We start from the raw sequence: 18,585 nt of genomic DNA, 5'->3' as shown, positions 1-18,585 counted from the left end.
AATGCGATGACGGATTCCGTGAACCTCTCCCGCCGCGACGTGCTGCGCGCCGGCGCCATGATGGCGCTGCTGGTGTCCGCCGGCATTGCCACGCCCGCCCAGGCCGCCGAGTGGAACAAGACCGCCTTCAGCATCAAGGGCGTGAACGACGTGCTCAAGCAACTGGGTGGTGGCGCTGTCGATAAGGGTGGCTCGGGCGTGCACCTGACCGCGCCGGACATCGCCGAGAACGGCGCCGTGGTGCCGCTGGTGGTGACCAGCACGCTGCCGGGCACCGACATGATCGCCATCCTGGTGGAGAAGAACCCGAACACGCTGGCGGCCACGTTTGGCATTCCCGCCAGTACCGAGCCGTTCGTGAGCACGCGCGTGAAGATGGGCGAGACCTCGGTGGTCTACGCAGCCGTGCGCGCGGGCGGCAAGTGGGTGCTGGCAAGCAAGGAAGTGAAGGTCACCCTCGGTGGCTGCGGCGGTTAAGGAACAGAGGAGCACACCATGGCAGACCCGATGCGCATTCGCGCAATGGAAAACGGCGGCACGACCGACGTGAAGATCCTGATGAAGCACGATATGGAAACCGGCCAGCGCAAAGACGCGTCCGGCAAGCTCGTGCCGGCTTGGCACATCACCAACGTGACGGTGCTGCACAACGGCAAGACGGTGCTCGACGCGCAGTTCGGCACGGCCGTGTCGAAGGATCCGTTCCTCAACTTCAAGTTCAAGGGCGGCGCCAAGGGCGACAAGGTGACGGTCACCTGGGTCGACAATCACGGTGACAAGCGCACCGACGAAACGGCAATTCAATAAGCCCCGGAGGCCGACATGCGACGCAGCTTCTTTCGTGTGACCGCCGCGCTGGCGGCACTGGGCGTGGCGGGCAAGGCCGCCGCGCAGAACGCGCCCCGCTCTGGTGGTGCGGGTGCCCGCTACAAGGTGGTCTACCAACTCAGTGAAGGCATCGACCAGGCCACGCGCGCGATCGGCAACCTGCGCAACCACCTGAACGGCGCGCCCGGCACGAAGATCGTGGTGGTGGCGTTCGGGCACGGCATCGACTTCCTCGTCGAAGGGGCCAAGGATGCGCAGGGCCGCACGTTTGATGCGCCAGTGGCTGCACTGGCGAGCATGGGCGTGGAGTTTCGCGTGTGCCACAACTCGCTGATGGCCTTCAAGGTGCCGGAAGACAAGCTGCTGCTCGAAGCCAAGGTGGTGCCCGCCGGCGTGGTGGAAGTCACCCGCTTGCAGCAGGAAGAAGGTTTCGCCTATCTCAAGCCGTAGGCGTGCCATGGACTGTAGGTGCTCCATGGCCTGTAGGCGACCCACGGAGGGGACCGTGAAACGACTCACATCGATCGCATCGATCACCGCAGCAGCGGTGGTACTTGCAGCGGGCGTCAACATGACGGCCCGCGCGCAAGATCAAAAAGACAGCACCGCTGCCGGCATCGCGCAGTACCGCGAAATGCTGGCCGACGGCAATCCGGCCGAGCTCTGGGAAGCCGCCGGCGAAGAACTCTGGAAGAAGCCCGCCGGCCCGAAGCAGACCTCGCTCGAAGCGTGCGACCTGGGCCTGGGCCCCGGCGTGGTGAAGGGCGCGTACGCCAAGCTGCCGCGCTTCTTCAAGGACACCGGCCGTGTGATGGACGCCGAACAGCGCCTCATGTACTGCCGCATGACGCTGCAGGGGCTGACGAAGGAAGAGGCTTCGGCCACGCCGTTCTCGTCGCCGGGCAAGCCGTCGCAGATCGAACGGTTGATGGCATACATCACCTCGGAATCGCGCGGCGCGGCCATCGATATTCCACTGGCGCATCCGGAAGAAAAGCGCACGTACGAACTCGGCCGCCGCATGTTCTTCTACCGTGGCGGCGCGTATGACTTTGCCTGCGCCACGTGCCACGCGCAGCCGGGTTTGCGCATCCGCCTGCAGGAACTGCCCGATCTGCTGACGGCTGACGGTGCGCGCTTTGCGTATTCCACATGGCCGGGCTACCGCGTCTCGCAAGGCGAGGTGCGCACGATGCAGCACCGCCTGTACGACTGCCTGCGCCAGCAGCGCTTTCCGGAGCCGCTCTACGGCAGCGAGGTGATCACCGCGCTGGAGCTGTTTCTCGCCCGCAACGCCAACGGCGGCAAGATGGACGCGCCGTCGATCAAACGATGAGGCCCGCCATGCTTCGAACAACCCTCATCGCTTTGATGCTGGCTGCCGGCACCGCACACGCTGCGGACGCAGCCAAGACCATCACCGCGCCCAAGCCCGATGCGAAAGCCGACGCCGCGCTCGCCAAGGTGATCCACGAGAGCTTTGTCTCCAAGGGCCCGGCCACCGTGGAAGGCGTGACCGAGCGCGACGACGTGCAGAAGACCTGCAGCCAGTACGCCGACCGCAATGCCGTGCCCGCCGCCGTCGCCAAGACGCTGGAAGACGCGCAGATGAAGACCATCCATTACCCCGCCGACGGCAAGTGGCTGGGCGACTGGAAGGAAGGCGAGAAGACCGCGCAGAGCGGCCGCGGCATGCAGTTCTCCGACCCGGCCGGTGGTGTGAACGGCGCCAATTGCTATGCGTGCCACCGCCTGTCGAAAGACGAGGTGTCGTACGGCACCATCGGCCCGTCGCTGTACCAGTACGGCAAGCTGCGTGGTAACTCGGAGGCGATCCTGCGCTACACGTGGGGCAAGATCTACAACTCCAACGCATACGCCGCGTGCTCCAACATGCCGCGCTTCGGGCACAAGGGCATCCTGACCGAGCAGCAGATCCGTGATGTGATGGCGCTGTTGCTGGACCCGGCATCTCCAGTCAATCAGTAACGCCATGCACGCGATTCGACGGTTCTTGATGTGGGCAGCAGCGGCGATGGTGTTTGCCGGTGGCGCTGCACAGGCCGTCGAAGTGGGCGATGTGGTGACGATGCCCGATGTGCAATTGCTTGACGGTACGCGGATGCCCGGCAGTGCATGGCGCGGGCATCCGGTCATCATCGAGACATGGGCATCGTGGTGCCCGTTCTGCGCGCTGCAGAACCCGCGTCTGCAAAAGCTCCACGACGCCACGCGCGGCAAGGACCTGCGCATTCTCACCATCAGCATCGACGCCAACCCGCAGCTCGCAAAGGACTACGTCGCCAAGCGCGGCTTCACCTTCCCGGTGACGATGGAATCCGACGCGCTGTGCGCCGCCACCGGCCCGCGCAAGGGTCTGCCGGAGCTGCTTGTGCTCGACGCCAACGGCCGCGTCGTGCGCAAGGAAGTCGGCGAGATGCTCGAAGACGACGTAGCTGACCTGGCCCAGTACGCCCACCCGGCCCACAGCCCCAAACCATGAACCGCCGCGAATTCGTCCAAGCCCTGGCGATTGCCGCAGCCGCCGGCCTGCGCCTGACCGACGCCCACGCAGACACGGTGGTCTACAACGTGCCGCACTTCGGCAACGTCCACCTACTGCACTTCACCGACTGCCACGCGCAGTTGCTGCCCATCGAATACCGCGAACCCAGCGTCAACCTGGGCGTGGGGCAGTGGGCGGGGCAGCCGCCGCATCTGGTGGGCAATGCATTGCTCAAGCGCTATGGCATCGCACCGGGTTCGCGCACGGCGCACGCCTTCACCTCGCTCGATTTCACCGAAGCCGCGCGCCGCTATGGCCGCATGGGCGGCTTTGCGCATCTGGCGACGCTCATCAAGCACCTGCGCGCCACGCGGCCCAATGCATTGCTGCTCGACGGTGGCGATACGTGGCAGGGCTCGGCCACTGCGCTGTGGACCAACGGGCAGGACATGGTCGACGCGGCCCTCACGCTCGGCGTCGATGTCATGACCCCGCACTGGGAAATGACCTACGGCGCCGACCGCGTGCGCCACGTGGTCGACCACGATTTCAAGAACAAGGTCGCCTTCGTCGCGCAGAACATCCAGACCGCCGACTTTGGCGACCCGGTGTTTGATCCTTACGTGCTGCGTGAGCTGAACGGCGTGCCAGTGGCCATCATCGGCCAGGCGTTCCCCTACACGCCCGTCGCGCATCCGGCGGATTTCACGCCCGACTGGACCTTCGGCATCCAGGAAGAACGGCTGCAGAAGATGATCGACGAGGCGCGCGGCAAGGGCGCCAAGGTGGTCGTCCTGCTGTCGCACAACGGCATGGATGTCGACCTGAAACTCGCCTCGCGCGTGCGCGGGTTGGATGCCATCCTCGGCGGCCACACGCACGATGCGGTGCCGGCGCCGATCAAGGTCAGCAACCCCGGCGGCGTGACGCTGGTCACCAACGCGGGTGCCAATGGCAAGTTTGTCGGCGTGCTCGATCTGGACGTGCGTGGCGGCACCGTGCGCGACATCCGCTACACGTTGTTGCCCGTCTTCGCCGATCTGCTGCCGCCTGATCCGACGATGATGGCGCTCATCGAGCGCGTGCGCGCGCCGTACAAAGACAAGCTCGGCGAGACGCTCGCCACGAACCGCGGCCTGCTGTACCGGCGCGGCAACTTCAACGGCACGTTCGATCAGCTCATCGTCGATGGCTTGATGCAGGCACAGGGCGCGGAGATCGCCTTGTCGCCCGGCTTCCGCTGGGGCACCACGCTGCTGCCCGGCGAGGCCGTCACCATGGAAGCGCTGATGGCCCAGACCGCCATCACGTACCCGGCTACCACGCTCACCGAGATGACCGGCGCCACCATCAAGACCGTGCTCGAAGACGTGGCCGACAACCTGTTCAACCCCGACCCGTACTACCAGCAGGGCGGCGACATGGTGCGCACCGGCGGCCTGCGCTACACCATCGACCCGCTGAAGCCCATGGGCCAGCGCATTACCGACATGCGCCTCGGCGACAAGCCGCTCGACGCCGACCGCCGCTACAAGGTCGCCGGCTGGGCCGCCGTGTCGCCCGAAGCGCGCAAGGCCGGCGGCCGCCCCGTGTGGGACGTGCTGGCCGACTGGCTGCGCGACCAGCGCGAAGTGACGGCGCGGCCCCTGAATACGCCGCGCATTGTGGGCATGGCGGACAACCCCGGCATGGAGCTGGGGGGCGGGTTGACCCGCGATTGAAGGCGCACCGGGACTTCGGGTAGACTTATTTTTCACGGGCCGATAGCTCAGCTGGGAGAGCGCCGCGTTCGCAATGCGGAGGTCGGGAGTTCGATCCTCCTTCGGTCCACCAAGAACAAATCTGAAGCAGTCTCAAGAAGTCCAGAGAACCCCGTAGATTCAAGGTCTGCGGGGTTTTTTGTTGCCGGCGGCATCCATTCCGATCTGTTGACATCCGGAATGATAAGGGGGTATTTGTGGGGGTATGCAGTGCCCACCAACGGAGAGATACCCCCAATGCCGCTAACCGACACCGCCATCAAGAATACGAAGCCGGGCGACAAGCCAATCAAGCTGTTTGACGGGGGTGGGCTCTTCCTTCTTATCACTCCAGCAGGGCAGAGATACTGGCGGCTCAAGTATCGAGTCTTGGGAAAGGAGAAGCTGCTAGCGATAGGCGTATATCCCGACGTGGGCCTGAAGGATGCTCGCGGCAAGCGGGATGCAGCGCGCAAATTGCTGGCGAACGGCGTAGACCCCGGCGAAGCGCGTAAGGCGCAGAAGATTGCCAAGGTCGAACGAGCTGCAAACAGTTTCGAAGCGGTCGCTCGCGAGTGGTTCGCTAGACAGGCGCCGGGTTGGGCTTCAACCCATGCAAGCAAGATCATTCAGCGGCTCGAAAAAGACATCTTCCCCTGGTTGGGCGGGCGCCCCATCGCTGAAATCGCAGCGCCCGAATTGCTGGCGGTGCTGCGTCGTATCGAAGGGCGCGGCGCACTGGATACCGCTCACCGGGCGCATCAAAACTGCGGGCAGATTTTTCGGTATGCCGTGGCGACCGGTCGAGCAGAGCGCGACCCTTCAGGTGATCTGCGAGGCGCGCTACAGCCGTCCAAACATGAAAACTTCGCGTCGATCACGGACCCGGTAAGGGTGGGCGAGTTGCTGCGAGCGATCGATGCCTTCAGGGGAACGTTCGTTGTGAAGTGCGCGCTGCTGTTGGCCCCGCTGTTGTTCGTGCGTCCCGGTGAGCTTCGTTCGGCAGAGTGGGCGGGGTTCGATCTGGACAGAGCTGAGTGGCGCTACTTCGTGACGAAGACCAAGACAGACCACGTGGTGCCGCTGGCATCGCAGGCCGTTGCCATTCTTCGGGAGCTGCATGCTCTGACTGGCGGAGGGCGCTATGTCTTCCCTGGCCGAGACCCCAAAAAGCCCATGAGCGAAGCCGCAGTTAATGCGGCACTGCGCCGCATGGGTTACGACACGAAGACGGAGATCACCGGCCACGGCTTCCGGGCGATGGCTCGGACGATCCTGCACGAAGAGCTGGAGATAAAGCCCGAGGTTATCGAGCACCAACTGGCTCACAAGGTGGCGGACTCCTTAGGCACCGCCTACAACCGGACGAAATTTATAGACGCTCGTATCAAGATGATGCAAGCGTGGGCTGACTACCTGGATCAACTGAAAGCGGGCGCCCGCATTATTCCTGGCAAATTCGGGCAGGTAGCGTAGTCAGTGCAGGAGGGAGGAGGGCGGCAAGCCGCCGACTATCCATGGACGACGTGACAGCGTCTCGCGTCATGCGGCATTACTGTGGGAATGCAGCTACTGCATTGCGTCGCAAGAAGGGCGAGGATCGCCCTCATCCGCGCGATGTCGTGTGCATCTCGTCGACTTCATCCTCGTCAAACAACGCACGCACATTTACGCCAAGAGCATCGGCAATCGTCTGAATCGCGTCTAGAGATGGGTTGGCTTTCCCTGTCTCGACTTTGCCCATATAGCTGCGCACAAACCCACATCTGTCCGCCAGAGCCTCCTGGCTGAGGTCCGTCATGGTTTTGCGGAGATGTCGAACGCGCGCCCCAAACCGTTCCCGAAGTGATGTGTGTTTCCTCATCCGCCGGATGGTGTCGCGTGCGTATAATCCGCTCCACACCCTAATAAAGGCCACCCTAAAAGTGGCATTCGAATGCCCGAACTAGGGATGCAAGATCACGGAGGGGAAGTGGAAAATCGCGCGAAACCGGCAGCGTCAATCATCATTGCGTTGCTCTGCGGCCTAACCGCAACTACCGCACACGCTGGCGGCTACGGCAACGAGACACAGAAGATCGAGCTGTGCCGGATGGTGGGCGCTGAGGCAGAGATTGGCTTCGGTAACCGGGGAACACCGCTACCGACCAACATTGACGACGAGACGCGCAACAGCTGGATAGGCGGGATCATGACCTTTGCCTACAACTACGGGCATGACGTGGCGCCCAACCCGCGCAACGCCCACATGGTCGCGTTTGGGAAATGCATGGACAATCTGGACCATGCCGCACACCGCAGTCCCGGCAGCTACATGACGGAAGACGAAGTTCGCCACTGAGGTGCCAGCCATGAGAAAAACTGCCTTCCTTCTTGCTGCGCTTGCGACATCGGGTTGCGCCACCTACCCGCAATACGAAGAGCTGAAGGCCGCGCCCTCCAACAAGACGATTACCGTGCCGGCACCGCTCGCATGCCTGTATCAGAAGGGTCTGGAGCATGTCACGTCGCGCAGCAATGCCACCGAGCCGGTCCCTACTGGCTACATCAATGAGCGCCAGGGTTATGCGTGGTTCCGACAACCGCTCACCCTTGTTATGCTGACGGACACGGCCGGTGCCACACTGGTTGAGCGTCACCAGACGGACAGCGCCGCGCTGTTTGGGCAAGGTGACAACCTGATCGCGTATCTGATGGCCAATCCGTGTTCTGAGTAGCGAGGAGCAACGATCTGCGATATTTCAATCGCTATCGCAGCGGGTAAGGTGGGAGTGCACATGAAGCTGTCGCTTGAAAAAGCCGACTTTATCCTGCGCATTTTGACGTTCGTTGCGCTCGTTGTCGGCGGTGGATGGGCGATCTACCAATATGAGTTGTCCGGGGCGACCGACTGGACGAACAACATCACGCTAGACACGAAAGTTCTCCCATACCGGGATAATCTTCGACTGCTGGTTGTGCATGTCAGATCAAAGAATCCGCGCGGCTACGAGTTTGAGCTAAACAGCAAAGCTGGCGACTCATTCGAGCTACGCTTCCGTCGTATCGCGATGGACAGGAAAGAAAGGGCCGTTGTCGATGAAGATGAGGGCGAGCTGATCGCAAAGGTCGACCTGATGGAGAAAACCGGGGGTGAATACCTGCTTCTTCCCAGCGCGGAAATGGACGACATGCGCACCCTGGTCGTCCCGGTAGGTGCGATCATCTCGATGACCGCTGAGATGCAGATTCACAACGGCTCTTCCAGGTGGCGTGGTAAGCCGGACACGGATTTCATATCGGCCTCAACGGTTGTTCGCGTTGAGCCATGACCGAGCATCAAGCTGACGCACGAAGACGATGCGGGCGTGGGCTGACATGGTGGATGCTCGGGGCAGGGCCCACATTACTCCGGGCAAGGTCAGGCGAGTGGCCTAATGAATGGGGCGAGTATTGGGATAAACCCGCCTGCCCTTCTGCCGTTGGGTTGGCGACATACCGACCCGGTAGATACGATTATTCTTGGCTGCATTGGCGTGTAGCCAATGGGCTTTGGTGCTGAAGGAGCAAAACCTGACGGAAGGGGCCGGAGAGCGAAGTTAAGAGTTCGCCAAGGGGGCTGGCAAGATTTACCTCAACGCGCGATTTACACAACAATTCAAAAACATAAATTATGCTGAGAATTTTCCTTGCAATCATATTTGTCATTTCAATTTCGGGTTGCGCCTTTCACAAAACACCTTATGTCATGTATGAAGGAAACCCACCGTTATCTACAACAACGGTGTTCTCGGCATCAGATCACACGCAAACGAAACACATTGTGGCACGTATTACACAGGTCGATGGGAAAGATACATCCTGTTTTCAGGTTGGCTGCCCAATTTGGGTTCGTGTTTTGCCAGGCTCTCATACTTTCACAATTCGCTACACTGCAAATATCGCGCTAATGGGCCCCGTCATTACATCCACAGTTGCAACGGTTAATATTGAGGTGGTGGACATGAAACCGATGCATGTCTATGAGGCTAGATATCAGGAGTTTTATGACCAAAAGAGGCTTAACGCAACTTTTGCCGATCTTGGCGAGAAGCCAAAAGTGGGGTTATGGCTTGGTCTAAAAGGAGTTAATCAGGAATTTTATCCTGTCTCATTTGAGTGAAATTGAGCTTAATTGGTGCGGCTAGTTCTGTAAGGATCGGGGGATTTTTGCTACCCGTTGACAAAACGCACCCCATCCCGAGGGTGCGTTTTTTCTAGGGGTTTTACTTTCTAATGAAGCCGGCGCGTGCCAGCATATGATGCCGAATTCCTTACTGGATATTCTTACAGCGGTATCTTGGGGGGATCATTTGGAGCTGAGACCCAATGTGAGCCTTGACGGGCAAGGGGCTAGGTCTGTAGCCGCGCGTGATTGCCGGTTGGCCGGTGCGACGCGGGGACGAATGTCAGTCAGCTATGACTGATCGCGTGACACGTCGTCAGAACAGACGACGCAAAGGCGGGAAGGCTGAAGGGTCAGTAGATGATGGCGCCGACGCTTTCAGCTTCGTGGTAGATGCCAGTCACTAGCGCACCTTCGAGCGTGCCAATATGGATCGTCGTGTGTCCGTGCCGGATGGTGCTGGTGATGTCCATCTGGTCGATGACTTCGAAATAGTTGTCGATGTCGTGTTGCTGTGCATGTTGCATGGGGGGAGTTCTCCTTTCGTTGGGTTGCCCTGGTCGGCGCACGTGCCGATGGTGCGCACGCGCGGTCGCCGGGATGGTCGATTGTGTCGATGCGCGACGCGGTTTACAACAAGGCGAGGCGCTGGCTGGAAAGGTCGGCCAGCGCGCCGGTTGCTGAGAAAATAGGCAGCTCAAGAATTGGAAACTTGGGGTGTGTTTTTTCTCAGCATAGAGCGTTGTGGCACAAGGGTTTATGGTGAGAAGGAACATACCGGGAATCTATAGATTCCCGGAGACACCATCCCTCCCTCACTGCATGTCCCAGGGCATCTCGAATTTGCTCGTCTTCGCGCTTCTGCTGCCGCGCGATTCGGAGACGTTGTAGAACACCCAATCGAGATCACGCGCAGCGGTGCTGGTGCGCATGTCAATGTCTTGCCAGAGACCGTATAGGCGGGCTGTCTTGGTCGGGCTGCGTCCAGTCATCTCTCCGCACAGCCAAATGCGGTAGCGCCGTTCCAAAGTATGCGTCGCCTCGCCTTCGCCCTGCCGTCGCTTCGCTTCCGGTAGCTGCGCCATGATCGCCTTGTGGGTCTTCACGCGCCGATACCGTAGACCCTGTGCGGCATGCCTGACTGGCTGACTGCGAAGCACGTTGCACTCCCACTGCTGGTCGACGGTGAGAGCCATCTGGCGAACGAGAATCCAGGTCTTGGCCTGATGCTTGGTCGTCCACAGATATTCCGCTCGGGGAAGCCAGCTATCGCCCTCGCCATGCAGCAGGCTCGCGTAGCTACCGGACGCTTTCCGCCACTGCTCCGGATACATCGTTCTGATCCACTGGAGGTCATGCGCCAGCAGGTCGAACGCCATGTCGGCCACCCGGTGTGCGTCGTCCAGGCGAAAGCATGGCGGGAGCGGGGCACGCCGAGCGGTCAGCGCTTCGCTCAGCAAGAACGCAAGTTCCCGCTTTCCGGTCGCCATGGCCCGCTGGTAAGCCTGCACCAGCTTGTGGCGGTGCTGGGTGGCTAGCCGATCCCGATGGTGAGCCAACTCATAGGGACCGATAGCGGCCAGCAGGACCGACAGCGGACGCTGAGACGTATCGCCAATTGGGCTGATCGGCCCGATACCGGCAACCCCTTGCAGCCCTTCCGATTGAGTGGACTGGGCACTCATGCGACAGGCGCTGTGTCTTCGTGTCCGGCGAGCAGACCGTATTCATCGCCCGGCTCATAGGGCCGGGTAGGCATGAACACCATATGGCGCAGCTCGCCGTCGTCGCCTTCACCCTTCTCACGCACGCACAGGAAGGCGTAGCCACCCCCTGTCCCGTCCATACCGTGGTTCGGAGATAGCCAGCCATAGAGCACGACGACCGGACCGCCAATGTCTTGCTCGCCGTCGATCTGCGCACCCTCCAAGAGGCTCGCGAGGTCGCTGTCTGTGAAAAGGTGCGCCACCGTTCCTGCAACGGGATGCCATTGCGATGCATCAAGCAACCAGTCGCGGGCAGCGTGCAGGGCTTCGCCACCTTTCTGGAATTCCTCGCGTGTCATCGTTTGTTCCCCTTCATATTTAGCGCGGACTCTGCGATCAACGCGCGCTCGTCGGCGGTTCGATACTCGATGACCATCCAATCAAGCAGGGCGGCAGGCGTCATGTTCTCCGCCTGGGCGAGCAGTTCCACCATGGCGAACGTGTGCTCTGGAATGTCGATTTCGATCATGGCTGTCGCTCCGTCAGTGCGCGATGCGGCGAGAGGTCAACCAAGCTTCGAGACTTTCAACCAACCAGCCTTTGGCGTTGGGGCCGAGCTGAACGTCCGGAGGAGGGAATACTCCTTCGGAGATCATGGCGTAAAGGGTGGATTTTCCGAGCGCGACGTATGCCGACACGTCTTTCATACGCATGACGCGCTGGTAGGGTGCCGCGTTCGTGGTGATGGCCGCGTGATGGGCGACCGGGAGGGATGCCACCGAAGCGGCGAGGTGACTGCTTTGCGTCATGCATGCTCCTGTCTCGTATGACCCGGCCCATCCGGGTCAACAGGAGCACTCTAGTGATGGGCGTAGAGCGGGAGAACCACTGAAAAGATTGAATGTTTAAGGGGTGTCATCGAGCCAGATATTCCCGTAACGCTGGAGGAGCGCCTTAACCCTGTCCATCCGCTTGTAATACTCTTTATCGGTCAGGGAGCGCCGAGCTTTGACTACGTTTTCACCATGCAGCGCCTCATACGCAAGTTCGAGTCCGCGCGCGTGGCGCTCATGCTCCACTTCGCTCTCGCGTGTGAGCTTCAAAAGAAGCGTTGCGAATTCGGCCGGATCAGCGCCTTTGGGAGTGAGTGCGTGTCCATCAGAGGCAGTTTCACAGCCTTCGGGCAAGACATAACCAGGGTGGCCCTTCGGCCATGCGCTCTGGTATGCAGCTCGGACGGCTTCAATTTGTTCGAGCGTGGGACTGGGCCGGCCTTGTCTACCATTCAACTTCAGGGCCGACTCTATCGTTTCAATCTCGCCGTCGAGATAGGCCAAACCGACCAAGGCAAACCACGTTTGGTAGACCTTGCTCGGTTCGTCACCACGCAGGGTTGCTTCACAGTGCTCCCGCAATAGGCGCCTCGCGGTAGTCTTTGGGTCAGTGTCTCCAATCGTTGGGGCACGAAAGGTCGCGTCGCCGGTCAAGAGCATGTCGATGTCCCACGTCACCTTAGCGTCTGCGACCGAGCCCGGCGCTAGCTCCTGAATCTTGGACAAGATCATTGCATCGAACTCCGCCTTCTTCACTCTCAACCCCTTACTCAAATTTTCAACATACCAACCGAACAACTCGTCTTCAGGCGTTCGCCGCACACGCCGCCAGCGTAACGCCGCTCCCCGCATCGTGGCGTATGAGCGAGCGGAGCAGTAGGCTATGGCATGCGAGTGACTGCCGGTCGATCGGTGGACAGCAGCCCTAGGGTGGGGGTATTTTTGGGGGTATATGCAAAGGCGATTTTTCACAGTGCCTTTGTTTTTGTGGCTTTGCGGCAACTGTTTTGTAGCCCTTCGGTCCACAGATTCATCGGCAAAGCCTGACAAGTGCGATGCCAAAAAAAAAGCCCGCGATGCTGCAAAGCCTCGCGGGCTTTTTATCGCTGGCCGGGCCTGTGAGTAACTTTGTGTTCAAGGCATAACTTGCCCTCAAGGAGGGTTTATGTCTCGCAAACCGAAGACGAAACCGGCCAGGCGCACTGCTTAAGCCGTTTGGCAACGGGCCGTGACCCCCCGGTTAGCGCCGAGATGGTGGGGCGCCTTCAACCCCAAGGAGGCTCCTAAGCCAATTTCCGACGCGACGTGGCCCGCCTCCTACCCCTCTCCACCCGCACCAGCAGCACTGGCGTATCTCAAGCGCACGCACCGTCATGTGCACACACGGCCAATGCCCAGCCACGTGTGCCGCGCGCGGAGCTTCAGGTCTCCTCCACGCAGTCATTCCCGCCGGCAGTCATTAAAAGCTTTGTCGATGCAATGGATGCGTACGCTTCGATGTCACTCCGGGGGCGTGATGTCGATCAGCAAACGGGGGATGTGCCAACAGCCGTCGCCCAAGACACTGACTCGCCCTAGGGCGGGCCCTATTGCCTGCATATCCGGCACAGGGTAAAAATTTATCCATTGCCCAATGTCGATCGGGAGTCGTGCACCCATGGACCAGCCAGCCAAGCTCAATGCCGATTCCCTGGGCATCGTCGAATCGGTGATCATGGGTATCGCCGGTACTGCACCGGCCTACAGCATCGAGATCACGACTTCCACCATCATCGGGACGGCAGGCACGCAGTCGCCGGCGAGCATCCTGGTGTGCGGCCTCATCATGTTTGGCATCGCGTACGCGTTCATCAACATGAACCGCGCCCTGGCGAGCGCCGGCACCTCTTACTCGTGGGTGAGCATGGTATTCGGGCGCGCGCTCGGCTTCCTTGCAGGCTGGGCGCTGCTGGTGCTGTGCTGCGTGTTCATGGTGTCTGCCATGATTCCGGCGGCGAATGCCACACTGCTGATCTTTGATCGGCCCATGATGAACAACGTGCACTACGTGACGCTGATCGCGGCGGCATGGCTCACGTTTGTCAGCGTGGTGGTCGTCAAGGGCATCAAGCTCACCAGCTACGTGCAGGTGCTGATGACGATCGTCGAGGGTGTCATCCTGCTCGTGATCATCGTCGCGAGTTTCATCGTGTTCCCGCGTGCGCCACAGCACCCCTTCTCGTGGGTCTGGTTCTGGCCTTTCGCGTTCACGCCCAAGCTGTTCGCGAACGGCGCGTTGGTGGCGATCTTCTTCTTTTACGGCTGGGACGTGACAATGAACCTCAGCGAAGAGACGCGCGACGCTAACCGCACTCCCGGTCGTGCCGCGTTCTGGTCGATGGTGTTCTTGATGGTGTTCTTCCTCGTCTTCATCGTCATTACGCAGCTTGGTCTGTCGGATGCCGAGATTCAGCACTACAACACGAACATCATTTTCGCCATTGCCGAGAAGCTGTTTGGGCCGACCTGGGGTTACGTCGCGATCGTCGCGGTATTGCTGAGCACGGTGGGAACGGTCGAAACCCAGATGCTGCAGTTCACGCGCACACTTTTTGCCAAAAGCCGCGACGGCGCACTGCACGCTCGCTATGCGCGTCTGCATCCAGTTTGGCGCACGCCGCACATCGCCATCTTCTTCATCTGGCTCACGGGACTCGCACTGCTGTTCGTGTCGTCTTATTTGCCGACGATCAACGTCATCCTGCAGGATTCGATTACCGCCATCGGCTTCCAGATCTGCTTCTACCTTGGGCTCACTGGGCTGGCCTGTGGCTGGTACTACCGCAAGGTGCTGACGCAGGGGCCGTGGGTCGCCATCACCCATGTCATCTGGCCGGTAGCAAGCGGGCTCTTCCTCTTCTTTATCGCGCTCTACAGCATCCCGACCTTTGACTGGGTCACCAATGTCGTGGGGATGGGCGGCATCGCCATCGGTGTCATTCCGCTGCTGCTGAACCGTAAAAAGATCTGGTTGGCTCGCTCTGCCTGAACTGGCCCCGCGCGAAGCGCCGCCCACTCAGACGGCGCGACAACATCCGTTGCCATTCACCCGGCGCCAAACGGGCGGCGAGCCCATCGCTCAGACCTGCGCCATTCCTCCATCAACAAACAACTCGATGCCATTGATAAAGCTGGCGGCATCAGAGGCAAGAAACGCGACAGCCTTGCCCACTTCGGATGGCTCCCCCAAGCGGCCCAGCGGCACTTGTGCGGCGAGGAAGTCGAACAGGCCCTGGCGCGTTTCATCCGACGCCAGGCCGCCAAGGCCCGGCGTACGGATGGGGCCCGGGCTCACCACATTCACGCGGATACCGCGATCCTTCAGATCCATTACCCATGAGCGAGCGAAGTTGCGCACTGCCGCCTTGCTGGCGCTGTAGACGCTGAAGTTGGCCGTGCCTTGCACGGACACCGTGGACGATGTGAGGATGATCGACGCGCCGTCGGTCAGCAGCGGCAGGGCTTTCTGCACGGTGAACAGCACGCCGCGCACATTCGTCCCGAAGATTCGGTCGAAATGCTCTTCGGTGATGGCACCCAGCGGCATCATGTCGCCACCGCCGGCATTGGCGAACAAGATGTCCAGCCTGCCGGCTACCTTGGCGATCTGGGCATAGACGGCGTCGAGATCGGAGAGCACCGACACATCGGCCCGCAATGCGGTGGCTCCAGCGCCGATCTCTGCGACGGCCTCATCCAGCTCGGCCTGACGGCGGCCAGTGATAAATACGCGCGCGCCTTGGGCCGCGAGCTCCTTGGCTGCGCCAAGACCGATACCGCTGCTGCCACCCGTGACGAGTGCGATCTTGCCTTCCAGTTGCTTGCTCATGATGTGCTCCATGTCGTGATTTCAGGTTTGGATGAATGACCTCGGGGCGGGGCTTGCTTTGCTTTGCATTTCCCCGTCGCGTCGGGCATGGACACACTGTAGGGCCCACCTATTTTTCGAAAAAGCGATATAAATGGAATGACTATCCACAACTGTGGATATTTTGAGGTCGCACGGCGGCAGGGACGTTTGAATGGATCAACTACTGGCAATGCGCTCTTTTGCGCGGGTGGTGGAAGCGGGCAGCTTTACGCGGGCGGCCGATTCGCTTGACATGCCCATCGCCACGGTCAGCAAGCAGGTACAGGAGTTGGAGGCCCATCTGGGTGTGCGCCTGCTGCAGCGGACGACACGGCGCGTGACGGTGACGCCCGAAGGTGAGGACTACTACGCCAAGAGCACGCGAATCCTGCGCGACCTGGAAGACATCGACGCCTCGCTCAGCCTCGCACGCGGGCGGCCGCGCGGGTCCTTGCGCATCGATGTCGGCGGCTCGACCGCGCGGGACGTGCTCATTCCTCTGCTGCCTGAGTTCGCTGCGCGCTATCCCGAGATCCGGATCGACTTGGGCGTGTCAGACCGCTCGGTGGATCTGATCGCGGACAACGTCGACTGCGTGATCCGTGGTGGCCCGCTGGATAACTCGTCCCTGGTCGCACGCCACCTGGGCGATGCGTCCCTGATCACGTGCGCCACCCCGGAATACCTCCGGCAATACGGGACGCCGGCCTATCCCGACGAGTTGAGGAATGGCCACCGGCTGGTGAGCTATGTCTTTAGCCAGACGGGCCGGTCGGTTCCATTCCGCTTCGAGCGCGACGGCGAAAAGACCGAGATCAAGGTCGAGCATCGCATCAGCGTGAACGAGAGCAATGCGCATCTGGCCGCGTGTCTTGCCGGCCTGGGCATCGTGCAGACCTTTGGTTATGCGGCTGAAGCGGCGATCAACGACGGCGCGATGGTGGAAATCCTGAAGCCGTGGCGGCCGGCGCCTTACCCGTTCCACGTCGTCTATCCGCAGACGCGCCATGTCACGCATCGTCTGAGAGTATTCATTGATTGGCTGGTGGAGTTTTTCCCGGCGCGACTGGGGCGGGGGCCGACACAGTAACCATGGTGCACGGTCACGGTCGTGATTGTCGCTGTGGATAAGCGCGTGAAGAACTTCAGGGACAACTGTGTTCGCTGTCCGGGGTCAGGTTGTCCACAGCATTGGAATAACTTTGGCGTATGCCGAGGGGTGGGACGCGCTTTGCACGACTCATCCACGCAACGGCACACTCTGTCCGATGGGTTGTGCATTTCGCAAGCAGTTGACGCAAAAGCGTTTTCTGCAGCTATCCACAGAAACGATCCACCGTTATCTACTACTACTATTTTTATATACAGAAGAAATAAAGAAGACAGCAAAGACGGGCAAGTCGAACGCTCAGAGGGTTTGAGCGTTTGACTTGCGCTACGTGAGCGCAGCCGGCAGCGCCTGCGCGCTGATCACCAGATTGCGCCCGGCCGCCTTGGCCCGGTACAGCGCGGCATCGGCGGTTTCGACCAGCATGTCGATGGAGAAGGTGCCTGTGCCCGGCGCGGCCGTGGCGCAGCCGGCGCTGACGGTCACGTAGCGCGACGGCGCGGTGGCTTCGATGCGCAGACGCAGCACCGCTTCACGCGCGCGCTCGGCCAGGTCCTGTGCGGCCTGTGCATCGGTTTCGGGCAGCACGACGACGAACTCTTCGCCACCGTAGCGGACGATGAAATCGGCCGGGCGGCGCACCACGCCGGCTAGCGCATCGGCTACGGCCGCCAGGCAGGCGTCGCCCTTGAGGTGGCCGAATGCGTCGTTGTAGCGCTTGAAGTGGTCCACATCGACCATCACCAGCGAGAGCGGCTGCCCCGCGTGCTGCGCAGCGCTGATCGTCGTGCCGATCTGCTCGTTGAAATAGCTGCGGTTGTACAGGCCGGTCAGCGCATCACGCATGGACGCTTGCCGCAGCGACACATGCGCTTCGAACAGGCGCCGGTACAGCGCCGTGACTTCCCACACCAGCACGCACACCAACACGCCGGGCGCCAGCATGCTGAACAAGCGTGCCACGTACCAGCCGACGGTAAAGCGGTCGGTGCTCAGCAGGTTGAGGGTGGTGTCGGTCAGGCAGGCCAGGGCGGCAACGGCCAGCCACACGTCGAGCACGCCGCGCAGGCGGCTCTTGGCGACTACCAGCAGCACGGCGATGGCGTTGATTGCCCACAGGATGACTGCCACCGGGTTGTCGCTGTTGGTCGCATGCAGTGGTGGCGGCAGGTTGGTCACCAGCGCGAAGCCGCACAGCATGGCACCCACCGCCACCGGTCCGCCGATCAGGAGCCAAGCCCATAGGCCGACCCGCCCGGCGGGAATGGCATCGCGCGAGAGCCGGTCGCGCATGAGCACCGCCAGGGTCACGAACAGCGGAAAGCCGCCGTGCCAGAACACCCACATCCACACGGCGCTCGTGGGGCGGGCGCCGAGCAGGCCCGTCGGGGAGAACACGCCCGGGAACATCAGCAATTGCAGGGCAACGGCCAGCGCGGTGAAGGCATATGCGCCTCCCAGCGCGCCCAGCATTGGCTGCCGCGTGACGGTGAACTGCGCGCCCAGAAGGAACGCCGCAATGCCGGCCGTGGTGAACACCGTCAATGCGCACATCGGCATGAATGGGTGGATTGCTGGCCATTGCACGCCGGCGCGCGGCGCGGCCAGCGCCAGCGTGAGCAAGATCAGCAGCGCCACCGTGCCGGCACTGACCGCTTGCCGGCGCGTAGCCCGCTGAATCAGGAAACTTTCCATCCACCCCCCAGGGTTTTGACTGTGGTGTTCGATGCCTGCCGGGCGCCTTGTTGTGTCTTCCGGCATGCGGTAGCCCGCCCGGCTGCGCGTCGAGGTGCCTACATCATAGGCACCGGCAGGCGGTGCGAAAAGCCTAG

23 protein-coding genes, 1 tRNA gene and 1 pseudogene are annotated in these 18,585 nt (G+C 61.4%); 16 read left to right on the top strand and 9 right to left on the bottom strand.

The annotated features are described in order from the left end of the window. The first annotated feature begins 6 nt into the window (after positions 1-6). The 9 genes from soxY (at position 7) to NG900_RS21345 (ending at position 6,549) form a co-directional block, all read left to right on the top strand. Entirely contained in the window at positions 7-477 is a 471-nt protein-coding gene (gene soxY / locus NG900_RS21385; protein WP_252683473.1) for a thiosulfate oxidation carrier protein SoxY, read from the top strand. Between the two features lie 18 nt (positions 478-495). Further along, complete coding sequence (gene soxZ / locus NG900_RS21380; protein WP_252683471.1) at positions 496-807, top strand: thiosulfate oxidation carrier complex protein SoxZ; 312 nt, start codon at positions 496-498, stop codon at positions 805-807. A 15-nt stretch (positions 808-822) separates the two neighbouring features. Further along, positions 823-1,278, top strand: coding sequence for a DsrE family protein (locus NG900_RS21375; RefSeq protein WP_252683469.1), 456 nt, complete (start codon positions 823-825; stop codon positions 1,276-1,278). Positions 1,279-1,399: 121 nt separating this feature from the next. Continuing rightward, the gene (gene soxA, locus NG900_RS21370) at positions 1,400-2,164 is read left to right on the top strand and encodes a sulfur oxidation c-type cytochrome SoxA (RefSeq protein ID WP_252683888.1); all 765 of its coding nucleotides are present in this window, start codon (positions 1,400-1,402) and stop codon (positions 2,162-2,164) included. After that, positions 2,161-2,817, top strand: coding sequence for a sulfur oxidation c-type cytochrome SoxX (soxX, locus tag NG900_RS21365; protein WP_252683466.1), 657 nt, complete (start codon positions 2,161-2,163; stop codon positions 2,815-2,817). Before soxA ends, soxX begins: the two co-directional genes overlap by 4 nt. A 4-nt stretch (positions 2,818-2,821) precedes the next feature. Continuing rightward, complete coding sequence (locus NG900_RS21360; protein ID WP_252683464.1) at positions 2,822-3,331, top strand: TlpA family protein disulfide reductase; 510 nt, start codon at positions 2,822-2,824, stop codon at positions 3,329-3,331. Further along, positions 3,328-5,055, top strand: a complete 1,728-nt coding sequence (gene soxB / locus NG900_RS21355) for a thiosulfohydrolase SoxB (protein ID WP_252683462.1) — start codon at positions 3,328-3,330, stop codon at positions 5,053-5,055. The genes NG900_RS21360 and soxB overlap by 4 nt, the downstream gene beginning before the upstream one ends. A gap of 36 nt (positions 5,056-5,091) precedes the next feature. Continuing rightward, positions 5,092-5,167, top strand: a tRNA-Ala gene (locus NG900_RS21350). Positions 5,168-5,331: 164 nt separating this feature from the next. After that, positions 5,332-6,549 carry a tyrosine-type recombinase/integrase gene (locus NG900_RS21345; RefSeq protein ID WP_252683460.1) on the top strand — a complete coding sequence of 406 codons (1,218 nt, stop codon included), beginning with the start codon at positions 5,332-5,334 and terminating at the stop codon, positions 6,547-6,549. Positions 6,550-6,679: 130 nt separating this feature from the next. Here the strand turns inward: NG900_RS21345 and NG900_RS21340 are convergent, their stop codons facing one another. After that, positions 6,680-6,937, bottom strand: coding sequence for a helix-turn-helix domain-containing protein (locus NG900_RS21340; protein WP_289813924.1), 258 nt, complete (start codon positions 6,935-6,937; stop codon positions 6,680-6,682). A gap of 108 nt (positions 6,938-7,045) precedes the next feature. On the opposite strand from NG900_RS21340, the gene NG900_RS21335 reads away from it, so the two are divergent. The 4 genes from NG900_RS21335 to NG900_RS21320 all read left to right on the top strand — a co-directional run bounded on the left by NG900_RS21335 (position 7,046) and on the right by NG900_RS21320 (position 9,214). Then, positions 7,046-7,414, top strand: a complete 369-nt coding sequence (locus NG900_RS21335) for a hypothetical protein (protein ID WP_252683456.1) — start codon at positions 7,046-7,048, stop codon at positions 7,412-7,414. Between the two features lie 10 nt (positions 7,415-7,424). After that, the gene (locus NG900_RS21330) at positions 7,425-7,790 is read left to right on the top strand and encodes a hypothetical protein (protein ID WP_252683454.1); all 366 of its coding nucleotides are present in this window, start codon (positions 7,425-7,427) and stop codon (positions 7,788-7,790) included. Between the two features lie 60 nt (positions 7,791-7,850). Continuing rightward, positions 7,851-8,384, top strand: coding sequence for a hypothetical protein (locus NG900_RS21325; protein WP_252683452.1), 534 nt, complete (start codon positions 7,851-7,853; stop codon positions 8,382-8,384). A 341-nt stretch (positions 8,385-8,725) separates the two neighbouring features. Beyond that, positions 8,726-9,214, top strand: coding sequence for a hypothetical protein (locus NG900_RS21320; protein WP_252683450.1), 489 nt, complete (start codon positions 8,726-8,728; stop codon positions 9,212-9,214). A gap of 356 nt (positions 9,215-9,570) precedes the next feature. On the opposite strand, the gene NG900_RS21315 is transcribed toward NG900_RS21320, so the two are convergent. The 6 genes from NG900_RS21315 to NG900_RS21290 all read right to left on the bottom strand — a co-directional run bounded on the left by NG900_RS21315 (position 9,571) and on the right by NG900_RS21290 (position 12,488). After that, positions 9,571-9,744, bottom strand: coding sequence for a hypothetical protein (locus NG900_RS21315; RefSeq protein ID WP_252683448.1), 174 nt, complete (start codon positions 9,742-9,744; stop codon positions 9,571-9,573). Between the two features lie 288 nt (positions 9,745-10,032). Further along, entirely contained in the window at positions 10,033-10,902 is an 870-nt protein-coding gene (locus NG900_RS21310; RefSeq protein ID WP_252683446.1) for a hypothetical protein, read from the bottom strand. Beyond that, positions 10,899-11,282 carry a hypothetical protein gene (locus tag NG900_RS21305; RefSeq protein WP_252683444.1) on the bottom strand — a complete coding sequence of 128 codons (384 nt, stop codon included), beginning with the start codon at positions 11,280-11,282 and terminating at the stop codon, positions 10,899-10,901. Before NG900_RS21305 ends, NG900_RS21310 begins: the two co-directional genes overlap by 4 nt. After that, a complete protein-coding gene (locus NG900_RS21300; RefSeq protein WP_252683442.1) occupies positions 11,279-11,452 on the bottom strand; it encodes a hypothetical protein in 174 nt (57 codons plus the stop codon). The genes NG900_RS21305 and NG900_RS21300 overlap by 4 nt, the downstream gene beginning before the upstream one ends. Before the next feature lie 13 nt (positions 11,453-11,465). Next, positions 11,466-11,732: a helix-turn-helix transcriptional regulator gene (locus NG900_RS21295; protein ID WP_252683440.1), complete on the bottom strand. Its 267-nt coding sequence runs from the start codon at positions 11,730-11,732 to the stop codon at positions 11,466-11,468. Positions 11,733-11,828: 96 nt separating this feature from the next. Further along, positions 11,829-12,488 (bottom strand): hypothetical protein, encoded by a 660-nt coding sequence (locus NG900_RS21290; RefSeq protein ID WP_252683438.1) that lies wholly within the window; start codon positions 12,486-12,488, stop codon positions 11,829-11,831. Positions 12,489-13,047: 559 nt separating this feature from the next. On the opposite strand from NG900_RS21290, the pseudogene NG900_RS26765 reads away from it, so the two are divergent. Further along, positions 13,048-13,334: pseudogene (locus NG900_RS26765) on the top strand (hypothetical protein). Between the two features lie 79 nt (positions 13,335-13,413). After that, on the top strand, positions 13,414-14,784 hold the full coding sequence (locus tag NG900_RS21285; protein ID WP_252683436.1) for an APC family permease: 1,371 nt from the start codon (positions 13,414-13,416) through the stop codon (positions 14,782-14,784). 90 nt (positions 14,785-14,874) lie between these two features. Here NG900_RS21285 and NG900_RS21280 read toward each other — a convergent pair whose 3' ends face one another. Beyond that, the gene (locus NG900_RS21280) at positions 14,875-15,624 is read right to left on the bottom strand and encodes an SDR family NAD(P)-dependent oxidoreductase (RefSeq protein ID WP_252683434.1); all 750 of its coding nucleotides are present in this window, start codon (positions 15,622-15,624) and stop codon (positions 14,875-14,877) included. A gap of 193 nt (positions 15,625-15,817) precedes the next feature. On the opposite strand from NG900_RS21280, the gene NG900_RS21275 reads away from it, so the two are divergent. After that, on the top strand, positions 15,818-16,735 hold the full coding sequence (locus tag NG900_RS21275) for a LysR family transcriptional regulator (protein ID WP_252683432.1): 918 nt from the start codon (positions 15,818-15,820) through the stop codon (positions 16,733-16,735). Between the two features lie 345 nt (positions 16,736-17,080). Here NG900_RS21275 and NG900_RS21270 read toward each other — a convergent pair whose 3' ends face one another. Continuing rightward, the gene (locus NG900_RS21270; RefSeq protein WP_252683430.1) at positions 17,081-18,448 is read right to left on the bottom strand and encodes a sensor domain-containing diguanylate cyclase; all 1,368 of its coding nucleotides are present in this window, start codon (positions 18,446-18,448) and stop codon (positions 17,081-17,083) included. Between the last annotated feature and the right edge of the window lie 137 nt (positions 18,449-18,585).

Origin of the sequence: Ralstonia soli, assembly GCF_023955655.1 — a bacterium.
Classification (GTDB): domain Bacteria; phylum Pseudomonadota; class Gammaproteobacteria; order Burkholderiales; family Burkholderiaceae; genus Ralstonia; species Ralstonia soli.
Note: the sequence above shows the minus strand (reverse complement) of the source record. Positions and strands in the feature narration are given on the sequence as shown.

What these genes read in the sequence shown, in the direction of transcription:
- NG900_RS21360 (WP_252683464.1), top strand. Translation starts at nt 2,822, where the DNA reads ATGCACGCGATTCGACGGTTCTTGATGTGGGCAGCAGCGGCGATGGTG.
- soxB (WP_252683462.1), top strand. Translation starts at nt 3,328, where the DNA reads ATGAACCGCCGCGAATTCGTCCAAGCCCTGGCGATTGCCGCAGCCGCC.
- soxZ (WP_252683471.1), top strand. Translation starts at nt 496, where the DNA reads ATGGCAGACCCGATGCGCATTCGCGCAATGGAAAACGGCGGCACGACC.
- NG900_RS21305 (WP_252683444.1), bottom strand. Translation starts at nt 11,282, where the DNA reads ATGACACGCGAGGAATTCCAGAAAGGTGGCGAAGCCCTGCACGCTGCC.
- NG900_RS21340 (WP_289813924.1), bottom strand. Translation starts at nt 6,937, where the DNA reads ATGAGGAAACACACATCACTTCGGGAACGGTTTGGGGCGCGCGTTCGA.
- soxX (WP_252683466.1), top strand. Translation starts at nt 2,161, where the DNA reads ATGAGGCCCGCCATGCTTCGAACAACCCTCATCGCTTTGATGCTGGCT.
- NG900_RS21310 (WP_252683446.1), bottom strand. Translation starts at nt 10,902, where the DNA reads ATGAGTGCCCAGTCCACTCAATCGGAAGGGCTGCAAGGGGTTGCCGGT.
- NG900_RS21270 (WP_252683430.1), bottom strand. Translation starts at nt 18,448, where the DNA reads ATGGAAAGTTTCCTGATTCAGCGGGCTACGCGCCGGCAAGCGGTCAGT.
- NG900_RS21330 (WP_252683454.1), top strand. Translation starts at nt 7,425, where the DNA reads ATGAGAAAAACTGCCTTCCTTCTTGCTGCGCTTGCGACATCGGGTTGC.
- NG900_RS21345 (WP_252683460.1), top strand. Translation starts at nt 5,332, where the DNA reads ATGCCGCTAACCGACACCGCCATCAAGAATACGAAGCCGGGCGACAAG.
- soxA (WP_252683888.1), top strand. Translation starts at nt 1,400, where the DNA reads ATGACGGCCCGCGCGCAAGATCAAAAAGACAGCACCGCTGCCGGCATC.
- NG900_RS21275 (WP_252683432.1), top strand. Translation starts at nt 15,818, where the DNA reads ATGGATCAACTACTGGCAATGCGCTCTTTTGCGCGGGTGGTGGAAGCG.
- NG900_RS21280 (WP_252683434.1), bottom strand. Translation starts at nt 15,624, where the DNA reads ATGAGCAAGCAACTGGAAGGCAAGATCGCACTCGTCACGGGTGGCAGC.
- NG900_RS21315 (WP_252683448.1), bottom strand. Translation starts at nt 9,744, where the DNA reads ATGCAACATGCACAGCAACACGACATCGACAACTATTTCGAAGTCATC.
- soxY (WP_252683473.1), top strand. Translation starts at nt 7, where the DNA reads ATGACGGATTCCGTGAACCTCTCCCGCCGCGACGTGCTGCGCGCCGGC.
- NG900_RS21325 (WP_252683452.1), top strand. Translation starts at nt 7,851, where the DNA reads ATGAAGCTGTCGCTTGAAAAAGCCGACTTTATCCTGCGCATTTTGACG.
- NG900_RS21375 (WP_252683469.1), top strand. Translation starts at nt 823, where the DNA reads ATGCGACGCAGCTTCTTTCGTGTGACCGCCGCGCTGGCGGCACTGGGC.
- NG900_RS21295 (WP_252683440.1), bottom strand. Translation starts at nt 11,732, where the DNA reads ATGACGCAAAGCAGTCACCTCGCCGCTTCGGTGGCATCCCTCCCGGTC.
- NG900_RS21285 (WP_252683436.1), top strand. Translation starts at nt 13,414, where the DNA reads ATGGACCAGCCAGCCAAGCTCAATGCCGATTCCCTGGGCATCGTCGAA.
- NG900_RS21300 (WP_252683442.1), bottom strand. Translation starts at nt 11,452, where the DNA reads ATGATCGAAATCGACATTCCAGAGCACACGTTCGCCATGGTGGAACTG.
- NG900_RS21320 (WP_252683450.1), top strand. Translation starts at nt 8,726, where the DNA reads ATGCTGAGAATTTTCCTTGCAATCATATTTGTCATTTCAATTTCGGGT.
- NG900_RS21290 (WP_252683438.1), bottom strand. Translation starts at nt 12,488, where the DNA reads ATGATCTTGTCCAAGATTCAGGAGCTAGCGCCGGGCTCGGTCGCAGAC.